The sequence below is a fragment of the Streptomyces sp. Root1310 genome, from assembly GCF_001426425.1.
Taxonomy (GTDB): Bacteria; Actinomycetota; Actinomycetes; order Streptomycetales; family Streptomycetaceae; genus Streptomyces.
The window spans coordinates 464,534-484,577 of sequence record NZ_LMEQ01000033.1; the positions used below are offsets into that span (position 1 = coordinate 464,534).

At 73.1% G+C, this 20,044-nt stretch carries 11 protein-coding genes; 5 read left to right on the top strand and 6 right to left on the bottom strand.

All coding sequences use genetic code 11. The features are described 5' to 3' along the window. Positions 1 to 67 precede the first annotated feature (67 nt). From trmB to ASD48_RS38330, 3 genes are all read right to left on the bottom strand, one after another. A complete protein-coding gene (gene trmB, locus ASD48_RS38320) occupies positions 68 to 910 on the bottom strand; it encodes a tRNA (guanosine(46)-N7)-methyltransferase TrmB (RefSeq protein ID WP_199876163.1) in 843 nt (280 codons plus the stop codon). A gap of 428 nt (positions 911 to 1,338) precedes the next feature. Further along, entirely contained in the window at positions 1,339 to 2,556 is a 1,218-nt protein-coding gene (gene lhgO / locus ASD48_RS38325; protein ID WP_057606464.1) for an L-2-hydroxyglutarate oxidase, read from the bottom strand. Between the two features lie 79 nt (positions 2,557 to 2,635). Continuing rightward, entirely contained in the window at positions 2,636 to 4,060 is a 1,425-nt protein-coding gene (locus ASD48_RS38330; protein ID WP_057606465.1) for a hypothetical protein, read from the bottom strand. Positions 4,061 to 4,766: 706 nt separating this feature from the next. On the opposite strand from ASD48_RS38330, the gene ASD48_RS38335 reads away from it, so the two are divergent. Both ASD48_RS38335 and ASD48_RS38340 read left to right on the top strand, forming a co-directional pair. Further along, the gene (locus ASD48_RS38335; RefSeq protein WP_057606466.1) at positions 4,767 to 6,887 is read left to right on the top strand and encodes an asparagine synthase-related protein; all 2,121 of its coding nucleotides are present in this window, start codon (positions 4,767 to 4,769) and stop codon (positions 6,885 to 6,887) included. A gap of 58 nt (positions 6,888 to 6,945) precedes the next feature. After that, positions 6,946 to 10,440 (top strand): BTAD domain-containing putative transcriptional regulator, encoded by a 3,495-nt coding sequence (locus tag ASD48_RS38340; RefSeq protein WP_057606467.1) that lies wholly within the window; start codon positions 6,946 to 6,948, stop codon positions 10,438 to 10,440. On the opposite strand, the gene ASD48_RS38345 is transcribed toward ASD48_RS38340, so the two are convergent. Both ASD48_RS38345 and ASD48_RS38350 read right to left on the bottom strand, forming a co-directional pair. After that, the gene (locus tag ASD48_RS38345; protein ID WP_057606468.1) at positions 10,427 to 12,442 is read right to left on the bottom strand and encodes a sigma-70 family RNA polymerase sigma factor; all 2,016 of its coding nucleotides are present in this window, start codon (positions 12,440 to 12,442) and stop codon (positions 10,427 to 10,429) included. The genes ASD48_RS38340 and ASD48_RS38345 overlap by 14 nt on opposite strands. 309 nt (positions 12,443 to 12,751) lie before the next feature. Further along, complete coding sequence (locus ASD48_RS38350) at positions 12,752 to 13,519, bottom strand: TetR/AcrR family transcriptional regulator (RefSeq protein ID WP_057606469.1); 768 nt, start codon at positions 13,517 to 13,519, stop codon at positions 12,752 to 12,754. 380 nt (positions 13,520 to 13,899) lie between these two features. On the opposite strand from ASD48_RS38350, the gene ASD48_RS38355 reads away from it, so the two are divergent. Further along, positions 13,900 to 15,279, top strand: a complete 1,380-nt coding sequence (locus ASD48_RS38355; RefSeq protein ID WP_057606470.1) for an NAD(P)/FAD-dependent oxidoreductase — start codon at positions 13,900 to 13,902, stop codon at positions 15,277 to 15,279. Positions 15,280 to 15,539: 260 nt separating this feature from the next. Next, positions 15,540 to 17,192, top strand: a complete 1,653-nt coding sequence (locus ASD48_RS38360) for a SpoIIE family protein phosphatase (protein WP_057606471.1) — start codon at positions 15,540 to 15,542, stop codon at positions 17,190 to 17,192. Between the two features lie 109 nt (positions 17,193 to 17,301). Here the strand turns inward: ASD48_RS38360 and ASD48_RS38365 are convergent, their stop codons facing one another. Further along, the gene (locus ASD48_RS38365; RefSeq protein WP_199876173.1) at positions 17,302 to 18,573 is read right to left on the bottom strand and encodes an MFS transporter; all 1,272 of its coding nucleotides are present in this window, start codon (positions 18,571 to 18,573) and stop codon (positions 17,302 to 17,304) included. Positions 18,574 to 18,750: 177 nt separating this feature from the next. Between ASD48_RS38365 and ASD48_RS38370 the strand changes: the two genes are divergently transcribed. After that, entirely contained in the window at positions 18,751 to 19,317 is a 567-nt protein-coding gene (locus ASD48_RS38370) for a MarR family transcriptional regulator (RefSeq protein ID WP_020665696.1), read from the top strand. The last annotated feature ends 727 nt before the right edge of the window (positions 19,318 to 20,044 follow it).

Below are 20,044 nucleotides of genomic sequence, written 5' to 3' on the forward strand. Positions count from 1 at the left end.
CTGTGGTGGAGGGGGAGGCCGGTCGGCGATCCCTTTGTTCGATCTTGCTGATCGGCCCCTTGGGCGCTCAGCGATCCCCGGGCCGGACGCGATGCTGTACGCGACGGAAGAGCAGATCGTTCACGACGTGACCCTTGTCCAGTCCCTGTCCCTCGAAACGGGTCAGCGGCCGGAACTCGGGCCGGGGCGCGAACCCGCCGTCGGCCCGGGTGTTCTCGAAGAGGGGGTGCGCGGTCAGTACCTCGAGCATCTGCTCGGCGTACGGCTCCCAGTCCGTGGCGCAGTGCACGGTCGCGCCCGGCTTCAGCCTGGTCGCGGCCAGGTCGAGGAACTCGGGCTGGATGAGGCGTCGCTTGTGGTGGCGCTTCTTCGGCCAGGGGTCGGGGAAGTAGACGCGCAGCCCGTCGAGCGAGTCCGCCGGCAGCATCTCGCGCAGCAGGATGATCGCGTCACCGTTGGCCACCCGGACGTTGGTCAGCCCGGTGCGGTCCGCGAGGTTGAGCAGATTTCCCTGGCCGGGCGTGTGCACGTCCACCGCGAGGATGCCGGTGTCCGGGTCGGCGGCCGCCATCTGCGCGGTCGCCTCACCCATGCCGAAGCCGATCTCCAGCACGACGGGACGGTCGTCGCCGAACAGCTCGGCGAGGTCTACGGCGTGCCCGTCGATGTCGAGCCCCCACTTGGCCCACAGCCGCTGCAAGGCGTCCGCCTGCCCGGCCGTCACCCGGCTGCGCCGGGGCTGGAAACTCCGGATCCGCCGCTCGAAGTGCGATCCGGCGGGATCGGCCTTGGGTCCGTCGGGGAACCTGGGTTCCCCCTTGGCCCGGCTGTGCCGAACGGACTCGCCCGGGTGGTGCTCGCTACCGGGAAAGGGCTGGGGGGCTTCGGGGGTGCTCACGGAATCAGACACAGTGGTGTCGATTTTACGGGTCGCCTCCCGATGCCCGCGGCACCCACGAACCCGGCACCCGACCTCCGTCTCCGGGTACCCGGCGGCTGACCTCTGTCTCCGGGTACCCGGCGGCTGACCTCTGTCTCCGGGAGCGCGGCGTCTGACCTCTGTCTCCGGGCGCCCGGCGTCTGACCTCTGTCGCCGGGAGCGCGGCTCTGACCTTCGCTTCCGGGAGCGCGGCACTCGACCTTCGCCTCCGGCGGCACCCGACCTCCCTTTCCGGGGGCCCGGCACCCGACCTCCCATTCCGGGGGCCCGGCACCCGACTTCCCTCTCCGGGGGCCCGGCACCCGACCTTCGCCTCTGGCGCGGCACCGGACGGCCGGCTCCGTGAGCGCGGCACCCGACCGTCGCCCCGGTGCGCGGGGAGCCCGGTGCCCCGCCGCTCACGCGTCGGTCAGTGCTGCCAGGGCACGGCGGGCCACCTCCCGTCCGATCGGGAGGGCGGCGGTGGCCGCGGGCGAGGGGGCGTTCAGCACATGGACCGTCCGTGGCGCCTCCCGGATCAGGAAGTCGTCCACCAGAGCGCCGTCCCGCAGCACCGCCTGCGCCCGCACCCCGGCCGCCGCCCGCACCAGGTCCCCCTCCTCCACCGCCGGCAGCAACCGGCGCACCGCGTCCACGAAGGCACCCTTCGACACCGACCGCCGCAGCTCCCCGACGCCATACCGCCAGTGCCTCCGGCCCATCCGCCACACCCCGGGCCAGGCCGCCGTCGCCATCGCCTCGCGGGGCCGTACGACACCCCAGCCGTACCCCTCCCGGGCCAGCGCCGGCACGGCGTTGGGGCCGACGTGCACGCCCCCGTCGATCCCTCTGGTCAGATGGACGCCGAGGAACGGGAACGCCGGATCGGGCACCGGGTACACCAGCCCGCGCACCAGCTCCGGCCGCGCCAGCTCGTAGTACTCGCCCCGGAACGGCACGATCCGCACCTCGGGTTCGTCCCCCGTCAGCCGGGCGACCTCGTCGGAGTACAGCCCGGCGCAGTTCACGAGCACCCGCCCCCGTACGACCTCCCCGCGCGCGGTGAGCACCGCCACCCCTCGCTCCGGCCGCCGGTCGATCCGCACGGCGCGCGCGCCGTACCGGATCTCCGCCCCGGAGGCCCGGCCCAGCTGCCGGGCGACGGCCGTGTAGTCGCAGATCCCCGTCGTCCGTACGCGTATGGCGGCGAGTCCCCGGACCTCGGGCTCGTACTCCGCGATCTGGGCGGCGCCCAGTTCCCGGACCGGAATCCCGTTCTCCCTGCCGCGCTGCACCAGTGCGTGCAGCCGGGGCAGCTCGGCCCGGTCCGTGGCGACGATCAGCTTGCCGGTGACGGCGTGCGCGATGCCGTACTCCGCGCAGAACTTCGTCAGCTCCGCCGCGCCCCGCACCGCGTACCGCGCCTTCAGCGACCCCGGCCGGTAGTAGATCCCGCTGTGGATGACCCCGCTGTTGCGCCCCGTCTGGTGGCGGGCGACCCCGGGCTCCTTCTCCAGCACCGTCACCCGCGTACCCGGCGCGGTACGCGTGATCGCGTACGCCGTGGACAGCCCGACGATGCCCCCGCCGACCACGAGCACATCACAGTCGTAAGCGATCTTCGACACGTACACCACCTCCCGGCTTCGATAGTGCACTGCGCCACTGACAGTGCCTTCAAACCCGGGTCGGACGACCCGCCCGTGCCGCGCTCCCCTAGGCCGGAGTCATCAGCAGGGGCCGGGCCCGCTCACGCAGTTCCACCACCCGGGGTTCGTCGCCGTAGGGCTCCAGCCGGTGCAGAAGATCCTTGACGTACTCGGTGGTGCGGGCGGAGGAGATGCGCCCGGCCACCTCCACGGCCCGCACTCCCTGCGCGCAGGCGGCGTCGAGGTTCCCCGACTCCAGTTCGGCGACCGCCGAGACGACGAGCCGCAGCCCGTGCGAGCGGACGAACTCCTCCGTCGGCTGGGACAGCGCCTGCTCGGTGAACCTGCGCACCTGACGCGGTGCCTTCAGGTCGCGGTAGCACTCGGCGGCGTCGGCGGCGAAACGGTCGTAGGAGTAGAAGCCGAGCCAGGACGGGTCGTGGTCGCCGTCACGGGACCGCTCCAGCCAGCCCTCGGCGGCCTTCAGCGCCGCGCCGGCGGCGTGCGCGTCCCCGGCGCGTGCGTGCGCGCGTGCCTCGACGAGCCGGAAGAAGCTCATCGTGCGGGCCGTGGCCAGCCCCCGGTTGCGCTCCAGGGCCGCCTGCGCGAGATCGACGCCCTCGTCGCCGAAGCCGCGGTAGGTGGCCTGGAGGGACATGGAGGCCAGGACATATCCCCCGAGGGGTACGTCGGCCGCCGCGCGGGCGAGCCGCAGCGCCTGGATGTAGTAGCGCTGCGCGGCCTCCTGCTGACCGGTGTCGAAGGCCATCCACCCCGCCAGCCGGGTCAGTTCGGCGCTCGCCCCGAACAGGGCCCGGCCGACCTCGTCGGAGTACGAGCCGAGCAGCAGCGGAGCCGCCTCCACCCGCAGGCACTCCGGCACCATGGACGAACGCCAGTCGCCGCCTCCGTACTTGGAGTCCCAGCGCCTGGCGTCCTCGGCGGCCTCCCGCAGCTTCTGCACGTCGCTGTGGCCGACTTTGAGCGGGGCGCCGGACTCCTCCACGAGGTGTGCGTCGCGCGCCACCGAACTGTCGGCCGGGGTTATCAGCCACCGTGAGGCGGGCGTCGCGTACGCGCTTACTGCGAACGATCCGGCCAGCGACTGCCAGATGCCCCCGGTACCGGCCCGGCGGCCGGCGAGGTCGAGGCGATAGAGCTCCGTGGCGGAGCGCACGGCCTGGTTGACGTCCCTGGGGAAGGCGAGGCCCACTTCGGGCGCGGGATCCGCGTCCGCCAGGCCGATCTCGTGGAGCGGCACCGGACGGCCGAGCTTCTGACCGATGGCGGCCGCGATGAGGTGGGGCGCGGCGCCCTGCGGCACCATGCCCTTCGACACCCAGCGCGCCACGGACGTCTTGTCGTAGCGAAGAGTCAACCCGCGTTGAGCGCCAAGATCGTTGACGCGTCGCGCGAGTCCTGCGTTGCTGATTCCCGCGAGGGCGAGAACGGCGCCGAGTTTTTCGTTCGGCCCGCGTTGCTCCCTGGACATTGCGCCACCCCTCGACACAGACGGCTGCCGCGCTGGCATAACCATGCGGCATTCGTAAACCCAGCGTAGTTCGCCGCATCCCAAGCGTTAAGGGGCATTCTTCCGGTTGGCGGGATTGTGGTCCGTACGAATGCCGGGGCGCCGGTACGGACCGTCGCGGCGTGCTCCCGCTGTGTGGCCGTGCGCCCGGCCGTGCGCTCTTCTCCGGCCACCACGGGAGCGGTTCCATGGGCCGTGCGTGGGTCGGCCCGCTGTACTGGATCCAGTGGGCTGGGGGACACCGCCGCCTTCATCCCCGCGGGCGGCGGAACGGTCCGGGAGGCGGCGTCCGTCTCCCGGACCGGCGCGAGCCTTGCCGGGCACGCGTGTGTGTACGGAGCGTGTGCGAAGCCTGCGCGGGACGTTCTCGACGCACGGCGCACAACGGGGATTTGGCCGAAAATCGACCCTCTGCTCTGTGGGGGACAACGCCTCCCACCACGGAAATCGAGGGCGCGCAGGGCGTCTTGGGGGAGCGTACCGGGGGCGCATTCACGTCGCAGACTCCGGGGTGCACAGGGACTCCCCCGGAGCCGCCGACGAGTTGACGCGGGCGCAGTCCCCGGATCGCAAGCGGCGCCGCCTCCTTCTGCAGCGCGTTCTTCGTGGCAGCATGGTGAACCGTTCGTACGGTGCACTCGGTTGTCCACAGCCTGTGGAGGCGTCCATGCGGTGGTTGGTGGGATGGAGCAGCACCGCCGCGGGCGCGCTGGGCGGGTCCGTTGCTCACGACGGCCGTCACGACGACGACGCGCCGTACGGAGGGCGGGTCGGCGACGACGGCGAGACCCTGCAGCCGGTCGGCTCCCAGCTTCTGTGGGGCGACCCCGATCCGCTGTGGGCCGTCGGCGACTGGCGCCCCGACGAGGTGCGGGTGGTCAAGGCCGACGCCCAGACCCGGGTCGCGGTCCTCGGCACCTGCGGCGCGACCGACGAACAACTGCGCGTCGGACTGTTCGCCGCGCGCGGAGGGGCACTTCGGCATCTGACGGCCTGGCCGGGCAGCTACACGGCGATCGTCCAGGTCGGCCGGCGCATCACCGTCTGCGGCGATCTGGCGGGCGCACGCCCGGTGTTCCACACTCCCTGGGCCGGTGGCACGGCGTACGCGACGGCCGCGCTGCCGCTGGCCGACCTCATCGAGGCCAACCTCGACTTCGGCCACCTGGCGGCGCTCCTCGCCGCCCCCGACGTACCGGCCGCCCTGCACGACTCCACCCCGTACGACGGCGTGCACCGCATTCCTCCGGGGCACGCGCTGATCCTTCGCGCCGGGGCGCGTGAGATCGCCGGGTACGAGCAGGTCGCCTCGCTCGCCGTGGCGGCCCCCCTCGCCGACCCGGACAGCGCGGTCGGCGCCGTGCGCGACGCGCTCATCGAGGCGGTACGCGCGCGTCTGGCCGCGCCCCGGCACGTCCCGGACATCGACCCGGGCCCGGTGCCCGGCATGGGGCCCGCGGAACGGCGTGCCGCGCGCGGGATGCCCGTTCCGGGCATCGGCGCCGACCTCTCCGGCGGTCCGGCCTCCGGCACGCTGGCGCTCCTCGCGGCGGGCCTGCCCGGCATGCCGGGCACGCTGCTGGGGCACGGCACCGGCGCGGGGGAGCGGCTGCTGGCCGTCACCTTCAACGACCTGGCCGTCGGCGGACGCGAGGCCGAGCTGGAACGGGCCGGCTCCCTCGCGGCCAACCCGCGCCTGCACCACGTCGTGGTGGCCGGCGGCGAGGAGGCACTGCCGTACGCCGACCTGGACGGCCCGCTGACCGACGAACCCGGCCCGAGCCTGGTCACTGCCGCCCGCCACCGGGCGCGCCTCGCGGCGGGCAGCGCGGACCACTTCACGGGCTACGGCGCCCGCCAGGTGCTGGACGCCCACCCGGCCCGCCTCGCGGACCTGTTGATGGACCGCAAACGCCGTCATCTGGTGCGCCCGGTGGCCGCGCTGACGAAGGCCGACGGCTCGGTGCTCGTCCCCGCGCGCGTGTACGGCGCGGCCCGCCGGCTGGCCCGCACGTCGTACCGCGCGGGCGTGGAGGGGCTGGCCGAACGCCTCCTGCACCGCAGCTTCGGCTCCGACGACCCCTCAGGCGCCGTAGGAGCCTCCCTGGCGGCTCTCACCTGGGGTGGAGCGGGCCCCGCCGCGCGCTGGCTGACGGGGGAGGCGCTGGCTGAAGTATCGGTTCGCCTCCAGGGGGCCGCGCACCGCACCGGCGTGGGACCCGGCCAGCGTCCGGGCGACTACCGGGCCCGTGCGGCCCTCGCCCGGCACGCCATGGACCTGCGCGTCCTGGAACAGGCCGCCGAGATCCGCTCCCAGCGACTGCACGCGCCGTTCCTCGACAACCAGGTCGTCCGCGCGTGCCGTGCGCTCCCCGAGACCCTGCGCGTGCAACCGGGGGCGCGCGCCGCGATCCTGCGCACCGTCCTGAAGGGCGCCGGCGTCACCGACCTCCCGCCCGGCTGGGGCGCCCCCTCCCAGGAGTCCGTCACGGCGGCGGCCCGGGCGGGCCTGCGCATGGCCATGGACCCCCTCCTCACCCTCTTCGAGGCGCCGCTCCTCGCGGAGGCGGGCCTGATCGAGGCGAGAGTGGTCCGCAAGGCCCTCAGGGCCGCCGCGGCGGGCGAACCCCTCCCCCTGGACGGCCTGGCCGACCTGGTCTCCCTGGAACTCTGGCTCCGCCGCCTGCTGTCCCGCAGGGGCACCTGCTGGACGGGCACACCGGCACGCGCGCGTGCCGTACCGGCGGGCATCGCGCCCCAGCGACGGGCGGTCTCCTCCGGAGGGTGAGAGACCCACCGCCCACAAACCTCGTGCCCCACGCCTCACCCCCGGTGACAATGAACGGGTGCGGTACAGAATTCTGGGCGTCACCCAGACAGCGGACGACCAGGGCGACGCCGTACCCGTTCCCGGTGCCCGGCTCCGCGCCCTCCTCACCGCCCTGGCCCTGCGCCCGGGCCGTCTCACCGCCCCGGAGACCCTCATCGACGAGGTGTGGGGCAATACCCCGCCCCAGGACGCCCCGGCCGCGCTCCAGGCCCTGATCGGCCGTCTCCGCCGTGCCGTCGGCAAGGACAGCGTCACCTCCGCCCCGGGCGGGTACCGCCTCGCCGCGACCGAGGACGACGTCGACCTCTTCGTCTTCGAACGACTCGTACGCCAGGGCAACGAAGCGCTGCGACGAGGCGACGCCCCCGCCGCCGCCCGCAACCTGGACGACGCCCTGGCCCTGTGGCGCGGCCCCGCTCTCGCCGACCTCCCCGACCGCACCGCGGCCACCCGCCCCGAGGCGCTCCGGATGGAGGCCATCCGCGCCCGCGCCGAGGCGGACCTCCTCCTCGGCCGCGCCCGCGAAGCCGTACCGCGCCTGACCGAACTGGCCGCGGCGCACCCGTACGACGAGCCGCTGCACGCCCTCCTCATCCGCGCCCTGCGCGACACCGGCCGCGAAGCCGACGCCCTCGCCGCGTACGAGACCGCCCGCCGCACCCTCGCCGACGGCCTCGGCACCGACCCGGGCCCGCACCTGCGCGCCCTGCACACCGAGCTCCTCAACCGCCCGGAACCGCCCCACGTCACCCCGGCGACGCACGCCACTCCGGCGACGCACGCCACTCCGGCGACGCACGCCACCCCGGCCCCCCACGGCCCCCCAACGGCTCACGGCCACCGGCCGGTCGCACCGCCGACGCCCCGTACACCGCTCCGACTTCCCGAGCGCACCGGCAACATCCGTCCGCGGCTCACCTCCTTCGTGGGCCGGGAACCCGAGCTCGACGCCATCCGTTGCGAAATGCACAGGACCCGTCTCGTCACGCTCACCGGACCGGGCGGCTCCGGGAAGACCCGCCTCGCCGAGGAAGCCGCCGCCGGGCTCCCCCAGGCGTGGCTGGCCGAACTGGCGCCGCTCGACCGGCCGGAGGCGGTGCCGGGCGCGGTGGTCAGTGCCCTCGGTCTGCGCGAGACCGTTCTGATGAGCACCGAGCTGGCATCCCCGCAGGACGACCCGGTCGCCCTGCTCGTCGAGTACTGCGCCCCGCGCAGCCAGCTCCTGATCCTTGACAACTGCGAACATGTCATCGGCGCCGCCGCCGCCCTCGCCGAGACCCTCCTCACCCGCTGCCCCGGGCTCACGATCCTCGCCACCAGCCGTGAACCCCTGGGCGTCCCCGGCGAGTCGGTCCGCCCGGTCGAGCCCCTCCTCCCCGACCAGGCGCACCGCCTCTTCACCGAGCGCGCGACCGCCGTCCGCCCCGACGCGGCGGCCGCCCTGCGGGACGAGGAGGCGATCGCGGAGATCTGCCGGCGACTGGACGGACTGCCGCTCGCCATCGAACTGGCCGCCGCCCGGCTCCGGCTGCTCACCCCGCGCCAGATCGCCGACCGCCTCGACGACCGATTCCGCCTCCTCACCTCGGGCAGCCGCACGGTCCTGCCCCGCCAGCAGACCCTGCGTGCCGTCGTCGACTGGTCGTGGGACCTGCTCGACGAACCGGAGCGCACCCTGCTGCGCGAGCTGTCCGTGTTCGCGGGCGGCTGGGACCTGGAGGCGGCGGAAGCCGTGTGCACCGGCCCGGTCGCGGACCTGGTCGGCGCGCTCGTCGACAAGTCCCTGGTCGTCGCCGCGCCGTGCGAGCGGGACGACGCAGGCGGCATGCGCTACCGCATGCTGGAGACGATCCACGAGTACGCCACCGAACGCGCCGCCGAGCTGCCCCACTGCCGCGCGGCGGCCCGAAGGCGGCACGGCGCGTGGGTGCGCGCGCTCGTCGAGCGGGCCGACCCGATGCTGCGCTCCGCCGGGCAACTCCGCTGGATCTCCCGCCTGGAGACCGAACTGGACAACATCCGCGCGGCCCTCCGGCGCGCCATCACGTCGGGCGACGAAGAGGAGGCCATCGCCCTCTGTCTCGCCGCGGGCTGGTTCTGGTGGCTGCGCAACCACCGCCACGAGGGCGCCGAGTGGAGCGAGCGGACCCTGCGCCTCGGCGCCGTCCTGGACACCCTGCGCGAGAGCGGTCACTCCGTGCCGTTCACCGTCCCCGCCGACCTCACCGCCCGCATGGCCGACCTGGACCCCGTCGACGCCCTGCTCGCAACACCCGCCGCCACCGATGAGGCACACCCGCGCCACGCCCAGCGGATGAACCTGCGCATGCTGAACCTGTTCCTGGTCTCGGAGTCCGAGCCGAAGGACCTCGTGGCGGACCCTCGCTACCAGGAGTACCTGCTCCGCCTGCGCGCCGCCTACGAGCACGGCGGCCCGCGAGCGGCGCGGATGCCCGGCCTGCTCTGGCCGCTGACGGCCTTCCAGATGCGGGACATGGCCGACGTCCGGGGGATCCTGGACCGGGCGGTCGCCAACTGCCGCCTCCACGGCGGCGACTGGGAGCTCGGCTGCGCCCTGATGTTCCGCACCCACATGGTCGTCGACTCACCCGGCGGACTGCACGGCGTGGACGACGACCTGGCGGATCTGCGCGTGCTCAGCCTGCGCGTCGGCGACCGCTGGATGCGGGCCCAGGTGTGCGGCGCGGCCGGCGAGGCGGAGATGGCGCGCGGCCGTTTCGCGCAGGCGGAGCGGGAGTACCGCGAGGCCCTGCGCCTCGCCTACGAGGTCGGGGCGTACGCCGAGTCGCCGTTCCTCATGGCCCGGCTCGCGGAGATCTCCTACCGCTCGGGCGACGTCGAGGGCGCCCTGACCGCGCTGGAGGAGGCGAACAGCGCCGCCGACCGCTACGGCGTGCCCGACGTCCGGGCGTTCGTCCTCCTGCTGCGCTCCCACATCGCGCTGCACGAGGGCGAAGTGGCCCGCGCGCGCGTGCTCTGCGACGAGGTCCGCGTGGCGGCCGCGAGGGGCACCCCGCCGCCCCAGTTCGTGGCGGCGCTGAACATGCTCGACGCGGACCTCACCGCCGCCGAGTCCGGCCCGGAGCACGGCCTGCCGATGCTCGCCGACACACTGCGGCAGGCGGTGACCGACCAGTGCGCCGAGGCGGTCACGTCGTCGATCCTGGACACCGCCGCGCACCTGCTGACCCAGCTCGGGGACCATCCGCGCGCGACCCGTCTCCTGGCGGCCGCCGACACCCTCCTCGGCCCCCACCCGCGCCCCGCCCCGCAGCACGTCCGGGCCGAGCTGGCCGACGCCGCCGCCCGCGACGCCCTGGGCGCGCAGCGGTACGCGGCCGAGCGCGCCCTGGGCACGCCTTTGACGGTGACCGAAGCCCTGCGCGAGCTCACGGACGGCGTGCGCGCACACCCGGCCGGACCGTCGGCCGCTACCGCTGCCGCTGCCGCTACCACCACCGCTACCGCGCAGGCGCCTACGTGCAGGTGAACCCGGAGTCCGCCCAGTCCGCGAGTGCCACCGAGTCGACGCCGCTGTGCGGCTCGACCACCAGACGCACGGTGGTGCGGCCGGTGAGATCCACATGGACGGGCACGGCCGGGTCGCCGCCCTTGATCACCCCGGACGCCCAGACCCGGCGTCCGTCGGCGTAGACGGAGAAGGAGACCTTGCCGAGCTTCATCGTCAGGTCGTCGACGCCGACGAACGCGTCGTAGGAGCTGCACGCCCGGTTGAGGTCGACGGTGACGGAGGAGTCGCCGTGCACGGTCACCCCGCGCTCGTAGTGCCGGTCCGCGATGGACAGCCCGTACCGCTGCCACACCCAGCTGCTTCCGCCGAGCCGGATCTCGGGTCCGGTCCCGTCACCGCTGACGTCGAAGGACAGCCCGCTCAGCGGATAGACGGCCGGGTCGGGCGGCGGCGTGGGCACCCGCGTCGGTGTGGGCGTGGGGGGCGGGGTGGGTGTCGGCGTCGGGACGGGGGTGGGCGTCGGGCTCGGCGTGGGGGTCGGCGTGGGCGAGGGCGTCGGCTCGGGGGCGCGGGTCGGGGTCGGGGCGGCCGCCGGGACGATCGCCGGGGGCTCCGGCTCGCGCTCCTTCGTCGGCGTCGGCGTCGGCGTCGGGGCGGGTGTCGGGTCCTCGGGCTGTGCGACCGGCGCCGGCACGGACGCCGGGGGTCTTGCCTCCGGCTGCCCGGCGGGACCGCCCTGGCCGACGAGCGCGAGGGCCACCGCGGCGGCCGCCACCGCGACCACACCGGCCGCGATCCCGGCCTTCACGGGGGCGCCCAGCCCTTCCGAGGCCAGCGCTCCGCCACCCGCGCCCGCTCCGCCCGAGGAGCCGCTCGCCGCGGCGGCCGCGCCCGCGGCGCCCGCCGCCCCCGCACCGCCGGCGATGAGCGCCATCGCCTTGGCGTACCCGGCGGCCCCGAACCAGCCGATGACCGCGACCGGCACCACGGCGGGGATGCTGCCGGCGACCTCTTCGATCTGGAGGGCGGCCAGCCGGCACCTGGCGCACTCCTCCAGGTGCTTGCGCAGCCCCCGTTCGGCGCGGGTGCGCAGCCTGCGGCGGGCGTAGGTGCCGAGCTGGTCGGCGTAGCCGGCGCAACTCTCGTCGCTGGTGAGGGTGGCGCTGACATGGGCCTGGAGGTAGGCCTGCTTGAGTCCCTCACGGGCGCGGCTGGCGAGCACGCGCGTGCCGTTGGCGTCGAGGCCGAAGAGCATGGCGACCTCGCTCGGCGACTCGTCCTCGACCTCGGTGTGCCACAGCACCGCCTGCCAGCGCTCGGGCAGCGAGCGGAAGGCCTGCATGGCCATGGACTGCTCGGCCTCGTGCATCGCGCGCACGTCGGCGCCCAGCTCCAGGCCCGCTCCGAAGGAGCCGGGGGGCACCGTGTCGTCGGCGGCCTCGGAGGAGCGGGTGGACTGCGCCGCGAACACCGCGAAGTCGTCGACGAGTTGCTCCCGCTTCGCCGACCGCGTCCAGTCGGCGGCCACCCGGCGGACGCAGGTCAGGAGATAGGCGCGGACGGCGTACTCGGGTCCTGAGCCGCCGCGCACCGCCTGGAGCATGCGGGCGAAGACCTCGGCGGTGAGGTCGTCGGCGGTGTGCGCGTCCCGGCAGCAGGTGCGGGCGTAGCGGCGCACCGCGTCGGCGTGCCGCCGGTACAGCTCCTCGTAGGCGGTGTCGTCGCCCGAGCGCATCCGGCCGATCAGGTCGGTGTCGGCCGGCGGCAGGTCCCGCGACGGCGGCAGGACCACCTCGGCCCGCCGCTCGCGCTGGGCCGGCACGCTGCCCTCGGACGGGCCGTCGAACGGACGCAGCGGCGGACGGGCCGCGGGACCGCCCGGTCGACTGCCGGTCGGACCGCCAGGGTGACCGCTCGCGCGTCCACCCTGGCTCGGCACCTGCGGTGAGGTCAGGCCGTCGGCCTCCGTGTCACCGTCACCGGACGGTCCGAGCGAGTCGTCCCCACCGTCAACACTCATCGCGGAAAGCCCCCGCCGCCGGCCCAACCAGTCCTGACCACCGGGTCAGAGTGCCATATTGGCTTTTGTTCAGAACCCCGTCGGACGGGCCGTCCACTCGTCCGTGGGGACCTGACGCAATCCAGTACTAGGTTTCACTCGTTCGGGGAAGGTTCAACTGTCGTGCCACGGGCAGCAGTTGAGCTCCCTGCCGGGAATGTCGTGCTTGTCCGGCACCGGGGACGAGGGCGAGGGGCACGCGCCATCCCCGCCCACCGTCACCCATTCGAGCCACCGGCCCGAAGGCCGCCCGAGCCGCCGGGCCGGCCCTCACGAGGAGGGACGCGACCGCAGACCCTCCAGCAGGATGTCCAGCAGACGAGCCGAGGCCGCCGCCTGCTGAGCCGGATCCGGCAGCGAGGGCGCCGCCGTCGCGATGACCAGCAGCACGTCCGACACCGACACGTCGGCGCGCAGCTCGCCCGCCTCCCGCGCCCGCTCCACCAGCAGGCCCACGACCTCGAGCAGCGCGGCCGCTCCGGCGTCGTCGACGGCGGCCGTCGTGCCGTCACCCGCGACCAGCCGCAGTTCACCGCCGCCCGACTGGGTCCGCTGCTGCGGCACCCGCGCCTCGTCGGCCGGCACACCCTCGGCTTCGTCCTCCGCGACACCGACCCGCAGCACCTGCGGCGGCAGCAGCCGCCCGGCGCCGGACGCCACGGACGTCCGCAGGAAGCGCGACAGCGCCGACCACGGCTCGTCCTCCTGGCCGAGCGCCGCCCGCGCCTGATCGGTCAGCCGGGACGTCTCCTCCTCGGCTATCCGCCGCACCAGGACGTCCTTGCTCGGGAAACGCCGGTACACGGTGCCGACCCCGACCCGCGCACGCCGCGCCACGTCCTCCATCGGCGCGCCGTAACCCAGCTCGCCGAACACCTCGCGCGCCGCGCGCAGTACATGCTCCAGATTGCGCTGTGCGTCCACCCGCAGGGGTGCCGTCCGCGCGCCTTCTCCACGTCCGTTGCCCACCGCCGTACCGACCGCGCCGCCTGGTGAAAGGGCCGACGTGGACGACCAATGCGAATTGTGAGTGTGCATGAATGTTCCCCCGGTAATGACGTCTCCCCCCGGAGACTCTCCCCGCCATCGAAAGTCGGGGGCGTGGAACACAGGGGGCGGCCTCCCGGGCCCACCCGTCGCAGACCCGCAGAGCACTTCCCCCTGACACCCCGTCGACACACGAACATAGTTGAGAGGGAGTCAATTCAGAAGGGGCAGGTTCCGCACGGAGCGCCCCCCGATCGGAGTACGGGCCGTATACGTCCCGATTGCGCCCCTTCCCGCACCCCGGCGCACAGCCGCTGACCTGCGCTCCTGCCGCGCACTCCGGTGTTTCGGCCAACCCTGCGCACGCCCGACTCGCGGTCACACAAATTGTCGGGGCTGTGGACAAAGTCCGGCGTCCGGTGCGTCATGGGATGGTGAAGGAACGTGCGCGCATTCTCGTTGTCGGCGGTGGCTACGTCGGGATGTACACGGCCCTGCGGCTCCAGCAGAAGCTGAAACAGGAACTCGCCCGGGGTGAGGCCGAGATCACGGTCGTCACACCCGACCCGTACATGACCTACCAGCCCTTCCTCCCCGAGGCGGCCGCGGGCTCCATCTCCCCCCGGCACGTCGTCGTGCCCCTGCGCCGCGTCCTGCCGCACTGCCGGGTCGTGGTCGGCGAGGTCACCGCCGTCGACCACGCCAAGCGCAGCGCCACCCTCACCACCCTCGCCACCGACGAAGAGGGCACCGGCCCCCAGCAGCTGACGTACGACGAACTCGTCCTCGCGCCCGGTTCCGTCTCCCGCACCCTGCCCATCCCCGGCCTCGCCGACCACGCCATCGGCTTCAAGACCGTCGAGGAAGCCATCGGGCTGCGCAACCACGTCATCGAACAGATGGACATCGCCTCCTCCACACGCGACCCCGCGATCCGCGACGCGGCCCTCACCTTCGTCTTCGTCGGCGGCGGCTACGCGGGCGTGGAGGCGCTCGGCGAGCTGGAGGACATGGCCCGCTACACCACGCGCTACTACCACAACGTCGAGCCCGGGGACCTGAAGTGGATCCTGGTCGAGGCCTCCGACCGGATCCTGCCGGAGGTCGGCGCCGACATGGGCCGCTACACGGTCAGCGAACTGCGCCGCCGCAACATCGACGTACGCCTCGACACCCGCCTGGAGTCCTGCGCCGACCGCGTCGCCGTCCTCAGCGACGGCGCCCGCTTCCCGACCCGTACGGTCGTGTGGACCGCCGGCGTCAAGCCCCACCCGCTCCTCGCGGCCACCGACCTCCCGCTGAACGCACGAGGGCGGCTGAAATGCACCCCCGAGCTGGCCATCGACGGCGTCACGCACGCGTGGGCGGCCGGGGACGCCGCCGCCGTCCCCGACGTGACGGCCGACGAGCCCGGCAAGGAGACCGCCCCGAACGCCCAGCACGCCGTCCGCCAGGCCAAGGCCCTCGCCGACAACATCGTGCGCTCCCTGCGCGGCGAACCCCTCCTGCCGTACTCCCACAAGTACGTCGGCTCGGTCGCCTCGCTCGGCCTCCACAAGGGCGTCGCCCACGTCTACGGGCGCAAGCTCAAGGGCTACCCGGCCTGGTTCATGCACCGCGCGTACCACCTCAGCCGCGTGCCCACCTTCAACCGCAAGGCACGCGTACTCGCCGAATGGACCCTCTCCGGGCTCTTCAAACGAGAGATCGTTTCCCTGGGATCCCTCGAACATCCCCGCGCGGAGTTCGAACTCGCTGCCGGTGGAAAGCCTTCTGACGAGTCACCCGGCGACCCGAAGGGGTCGTCCTGACCTGATCCAGGAACTCCACCGACCGCCCCCACGTCTGACGAATGTCGGCCCGGACGGCGGCCACACTGCCAGACTGCTCCCTGCTCCAGTCCCTCCCGAGCCCCTCCCGGCGGGCCACCACCCGCCCCCCGACCCACGAGGCCGTTCCACGTGCTCCACACCCCGGGTGCTGTAACAATGTGCGGCCACCGCCGCGCGGCCACCCCAGCCCAGGCCGGGCCCGGAGCCGGGCCGCCGACGACTACACGAGGCAAGGATTCGTGAACTTCACGCGCTGGAGCGCCCGGCTCCCCGGAACGCAGCGCCGCGCCGCCGCGCGAGCCGAGCACCCGGTCACCACCACGGACCGGCGGAGCGAAGGCTCCGTACCCGCGGCCCGCGCCGAACGACTCACCGACGAGCCGCCCCCGGTGACCGCCGTCGACGAGCTCCCGGTCCGTGAGGTCCTCGACCGCGTCCCGGCCCTCGTCGCCCTCGTGCACGGCCCCGACCACCGCCTCGCCTACGTCAACGAGGCCTACACGGCGGCCTTCGGCGTACGCCCCTGCGGCGAACCGGCCTCCGAGGCACTCCCCGAACTCCGCGACCTGGGCCTCATGCCCCTCCTCGACCAGGCCCTGCGCAGCGGCAAACCCCGCACCCTGAAGTCCCGCAAGGCCCCCGACGGCCGCTCCTACACCTTCACCTGCACCCCGGCCGCCGAGGACAACGGCAAGGGCGCCGTCCTGATCTTCGCCACGGACGTCACCGACCACGCCGAGGCCGCCGAACGCCTCAGAACCAGCGAACGCCGCCAGCGCGAGACCGCCGTCACCCTCCAGCGCTCCCTCCTCCCCCAGGAGCTCGAAGAACCCGACGACCTGCGCATCGCCGCCACCTACCAGCCCGGCGGCACCGAGGCCGCGGTCGGCGGCGACTGGTACGACGTCATCACCCTCGGCGGCGGCCGCACCGCCCTCGTCATCGGCGACGTCATGGGCCGAGGCGTCCGCGCGGCGGCCGTCATGGGCCAGCTCCGCACGGCGGTCCGGGCATACGCCCGCCTCGACCTGCCCCCGCACGAGATCCTCCAGCTCCTCGACGGCCTCGCCGCGGAGATCGACGCCAACCAGATCGCCACCTGCGTGTACGCCATCCACGACCCCAACGAGGGCCGACTGGTGTACGCCTCCGCGGGCCACCTGCCCATCCTGGTCCGCGACGACAACGGCACCGTCCTGCGCGCCGACGAACCCACCGGCCCGCCCCTGGGCACCGGCGGCTGGATGCACGCCTCGGGTTCGATCCCCCTGGGCCCCGGCTCGACGGCCGTCCTCTACACGGACGGCCTCGTCGAGCGCAGGGACGAGGACCTCGACGAAGGCATCGCCTCCCTGGAACGCGCCCTGTCCGGCGCCACCGGCACCCCCCAGGTCGTCTGCGACCGACTGGTCCGCTCGGCCGGCGTCACCGCCGACCACGACGACGACGTCGCCGTCCTGGTCCTCCAGCACCCGGCCCGCACCGGCCCCGACGGCGAGCTGTTCCGCAACGCGGCCCTGGAGCTCCTCGGCGGCGTCGAGGCGGCGCCACGCGCGCGTGCCTTCGCCTCCGGTGTCCTGACCAGCTGGCGCTTCCCGCCCGACCTGCACGACCTCGGCGTCCTCGCCGCCAGCGAACTCGTCGCCAACTCCCTCCAGCACGGCACCCCGCCCATGCGGCTGCGGCTGCGCCGCACGGACCGCCGCCTGATCATCGAGGTCACCGACGGCGACGACCACCTCCCGCGCCGCCGCCGCGCCGAACCGGGCGACGAGTCGGGCCGAGGCATCGCCATCGTCGCCACGATCGCCTCCCACTGGGGCAGCCGCCGCACCCCGGGCGGCGGAAAAGCCGTGTGGTGCGAGTTCGTCCTGCCGAAGCCCTCCGACTGACAGCCGCAGGGCCGGCGAAGGCGCCCCGGCCGGGTCACGGCCGCCCGCCGACGGAAAAGGCAGAGGCGGCCGCCGCCCTCTCGGACGACGACCGCCTCCCCCACCCGTCTCACGCCTCGGCGGCCACCGGCTCCGCCACCGCGCCGCCTCGCGCGACCACCCGCTTCCGCGCCAGCCACGGCTGATCCTGGACGGCGGTCAGCTGCCGCCCCAGCCGCAGCGCCAGGTAGGTGATCCCCAGCGAGAACAGCAGGAACGTCACGATGTACGGCGCGTGCAGCGAGGCCCCCATCGGCCCGCCCACCGCCGGCCCGACGGCCAGCGCGAGCTGCTTCACCAGGGCGAACGCCGAGTTGTACTGCCCCGCCAGACCGGCCGGCGCCAGATCGGCCACCAGCGGCGCGACCGTCGGCGACAACATCGCCTCGCCCAGCCCGAACAGCGCGTACGTCGACACGAACGCGGCCGTCGCCATCTCCCGACTGCCGTGCCCGAGCCCCGCGTACCCGGCGACGACCCACGCGACGGCCCAGATCAGCCCCACGGCCGCGATCACCCGGGACCGCTTCTGCCGCTCGACGAACTTCAGCACGGCGAACTGCGCGACCACGATCATCGCGGTGTTGGCGGCGAGCGCGGTCCCGAGCGCGGACGTCGAGATCCCGGCGGCCTCGACCCCGTACGCGCTCAGCCCCGACTCGAACTGTCCGTAGCAGGCGAAGAACAGCACGAAGCCCAGCACACACAGCTGCACCATCGCCCGGTTGCCGAGCAGCCGCTTCCAGCTGCCCCCGGCGGACTGCGGGGCGTCCCCCACACGCGGGGCGTGCGGCAGCCGCACGGTCGACAGCACCACGGCGAGCAGCAGGAACATCGCCGCCTCGATGGCGAACAGCAGCGTGAACGAGGACACGCGCGTGGTGTCGACGAGGTGCCCGCCGATCAGTCCGCCCACGCCGAGCCCGAGGTTCTGAAGGAAGAACTGCGTCGCGAAGGCCCGCGACCGGGTCTCCGCCGTCGAGCAGTCCACGATCATCGTGGCCAGCGCCGGCTGCATCACGGCCTGCCCGGCGCCGAGCGCGGCCGCTGCGGCCAGTACGGCGGTCGCGTTACCGGCGAGCCCCAGGCTCAGTGCGCCCAGCGCGGCGGTGACCAGGGCGGTGAGCAGGACCGGCAGTGGACCGCGCCGCACGATCGCCCGGCCGGCGAACGGCAGCACGATCAGCGCGGCCACGGCGAAGACGGCGAGGACGAGCCCCGCCGTCATGGCACCCAGTCCCCGTACCTGCGCCACATAGACGTACAGGTAGGGGACGGTGAAGCCGAGCCCGAACGCGCTGAGTGCGTTGCCCACGTGGATCCGGCGCATCGCTGCGCCCATCGCCCTGGTCACGTTCACCTCTCTCAGATGGTCGTCGTCGGTCCACGTGCCCGAGCAGCGCCAGTACTTCCGCTGCCTCAGTACTTAGTGCCGAAGACTTCGAAGCTAAAGTTAGAAGCTAAACTGTACACCGCGAAGAACTTCAACGCGAACGAGCCCCGTGCGATACTTGCGCCCATGGGCGACACCCCCGGCACGGTCGGCACCGGCAGCGGCGGCGAGCCGACCCTCGAAGAGCAGATCGCGGCCTATCAGCGCGAGTTCCAGGACCTGGACCCCCAGGTCGAGAAGATCGTCTCGGCGCTCTCCCGCCTGAACCGCCGGATGAACGTCGCCTATGGCCGCCAGACCGCGGACCTCGGCATCAGCAACGCCGAGTGGGAGGTCCTGAAGGCCCTGGTCCTCTCCGGGGCTCCCTATCGTCTGGGACCCAGCGATCTGGCCAAGCGCCTCGGCCTGACACCGGCCGCGATGACCCACCGCATCGATCGCATGCTCGCCGAGGGGCTGGTGACCCGTGAGCGGGACGAGTCCAACCGCGTACGCGTGATCGTCGAGCTGACGCCCGAGGGCCGCGAGAAGTGGCTGGAGGCGATGCGCATGGCGACCGTCTTCGAGGAGGACCTCCTCCAGGACCTCTCCGCGGACGAGCGGACGGTCCTGGGTGAGGTCCTGACCAGGCTCCTGCGCCGGGTGGAGCACGCCCAGCCGGACGCCGGCGGTCGGCTCAGCGACCTCGACTGAGCTGCCCACCCCGGCCAGGCTAAAAGATCTTGACAGGGGTGGTTGACATCCCCATCCGGGGTCCGTAAAGTTCTTCGGGTTGCCGGGGAGCCGTAACGGTTCTTCGACAGCGCCTCCGCCGCAGTAGCGGCACTACAAACCACCAGCACGATCTCCCCGCGGGGCGAATTCGGCGTGCCCGAATTCAATTCGATTTGGGGTCGGCAGCCCGATTAGGAACTGCCGAGCGGATCCGCTAAGGTTTGAGACGTCGGAACGGCCCAACAGCCGGGAAGACAAACCCCCGCTGACTGGGAATCAGGCCCGAAAGGATCTGATAGAGTCGGAACCGCCGGAAAGGGAAACGCGAAAGCGAGAACCTGGAAAGCACCGAGNGAGGTGGAGACGTGCTTCCCGATCTGTCTCACTCGTCGGAACGGCCCAACAGCCGGGAAGGCAAACCCCCGCTGACTGGGAATCAGGCCCGAAAGGATCTGATAGAGTCGGAACCGCCGGAAAGGGAAACGCGAAAGCGAGAACCTGGAAAGCACCGAGGAAATCGGGTCGAGAAAAGATCTGATAGAGTCGGAAACGCAAGACCGAAGGGAAGCGCCCGGAGGAAAGTCTGAGAGAGTCTCTCGGGCGAGTACAAAGGAAGCGTCCGTTCCTTGAGAACTCAACAGCGTGCCAAAAATCAACGCCAGATATGTTGATACCCCGTCCCCGGCAGTGATAGCCGAGGATGAGG

Excerpts from the sequence above, each read along its gene's own strand:
- ASD48_RS38330 (WP_057606465.1), bottom strand. The coding sequence starts at position 4,060 with ATGTCCAGGGAGCAACGCGGGCCGAACGAAAAACTCGGCGCCGTTCTC.
- ASD48_RS38335 (WP_057606466.1), top strand. The coding sequence starts at position 4,767 with ATGCGGTGGTTGGTGGGATGGAGCAGCACCGCCGCGGGCGCGCTGGGC.
- ASD48_RS38345 (WP_057606468.1), bottom strand. The coding sequence starts at position 12,442 with ATGAGTGTTGACGGTGGGGACGACTCGCTCGGACCGTCCGGTGACGGT.
- ASD48_RS38350 (WP_057606469.1), bottom strand. The coding sequence starts at position 13,519 with ATGCACACTCACAATTCGCATTGGTCGTCCACGTCGGCCCTTTCACCA.
- ASD48_RS38355 (WP_057606470.1), top strand. The coding sequence starts at position 13,900 with ATGGTGAAGGAACGTGCGCGCATTCTCGTTGTCGGCGGTGGCTACGTC.
- ASD48_RS38365 (WP_199876173.1), bottom strand. The coding sequence starts at position 18,573 with ATGGGCGCAGCGATGCGCCGGATCCACGTGGGCAACGCACTCAGCGCG.
- ASD48_RS38370 (WP_020665696.1), top strand. The coding sequence starts at position 18,751 with ATGGGCGACACCCCCGGCACGGTCGGCACCGGCAGCGGCGGCGAGCCG.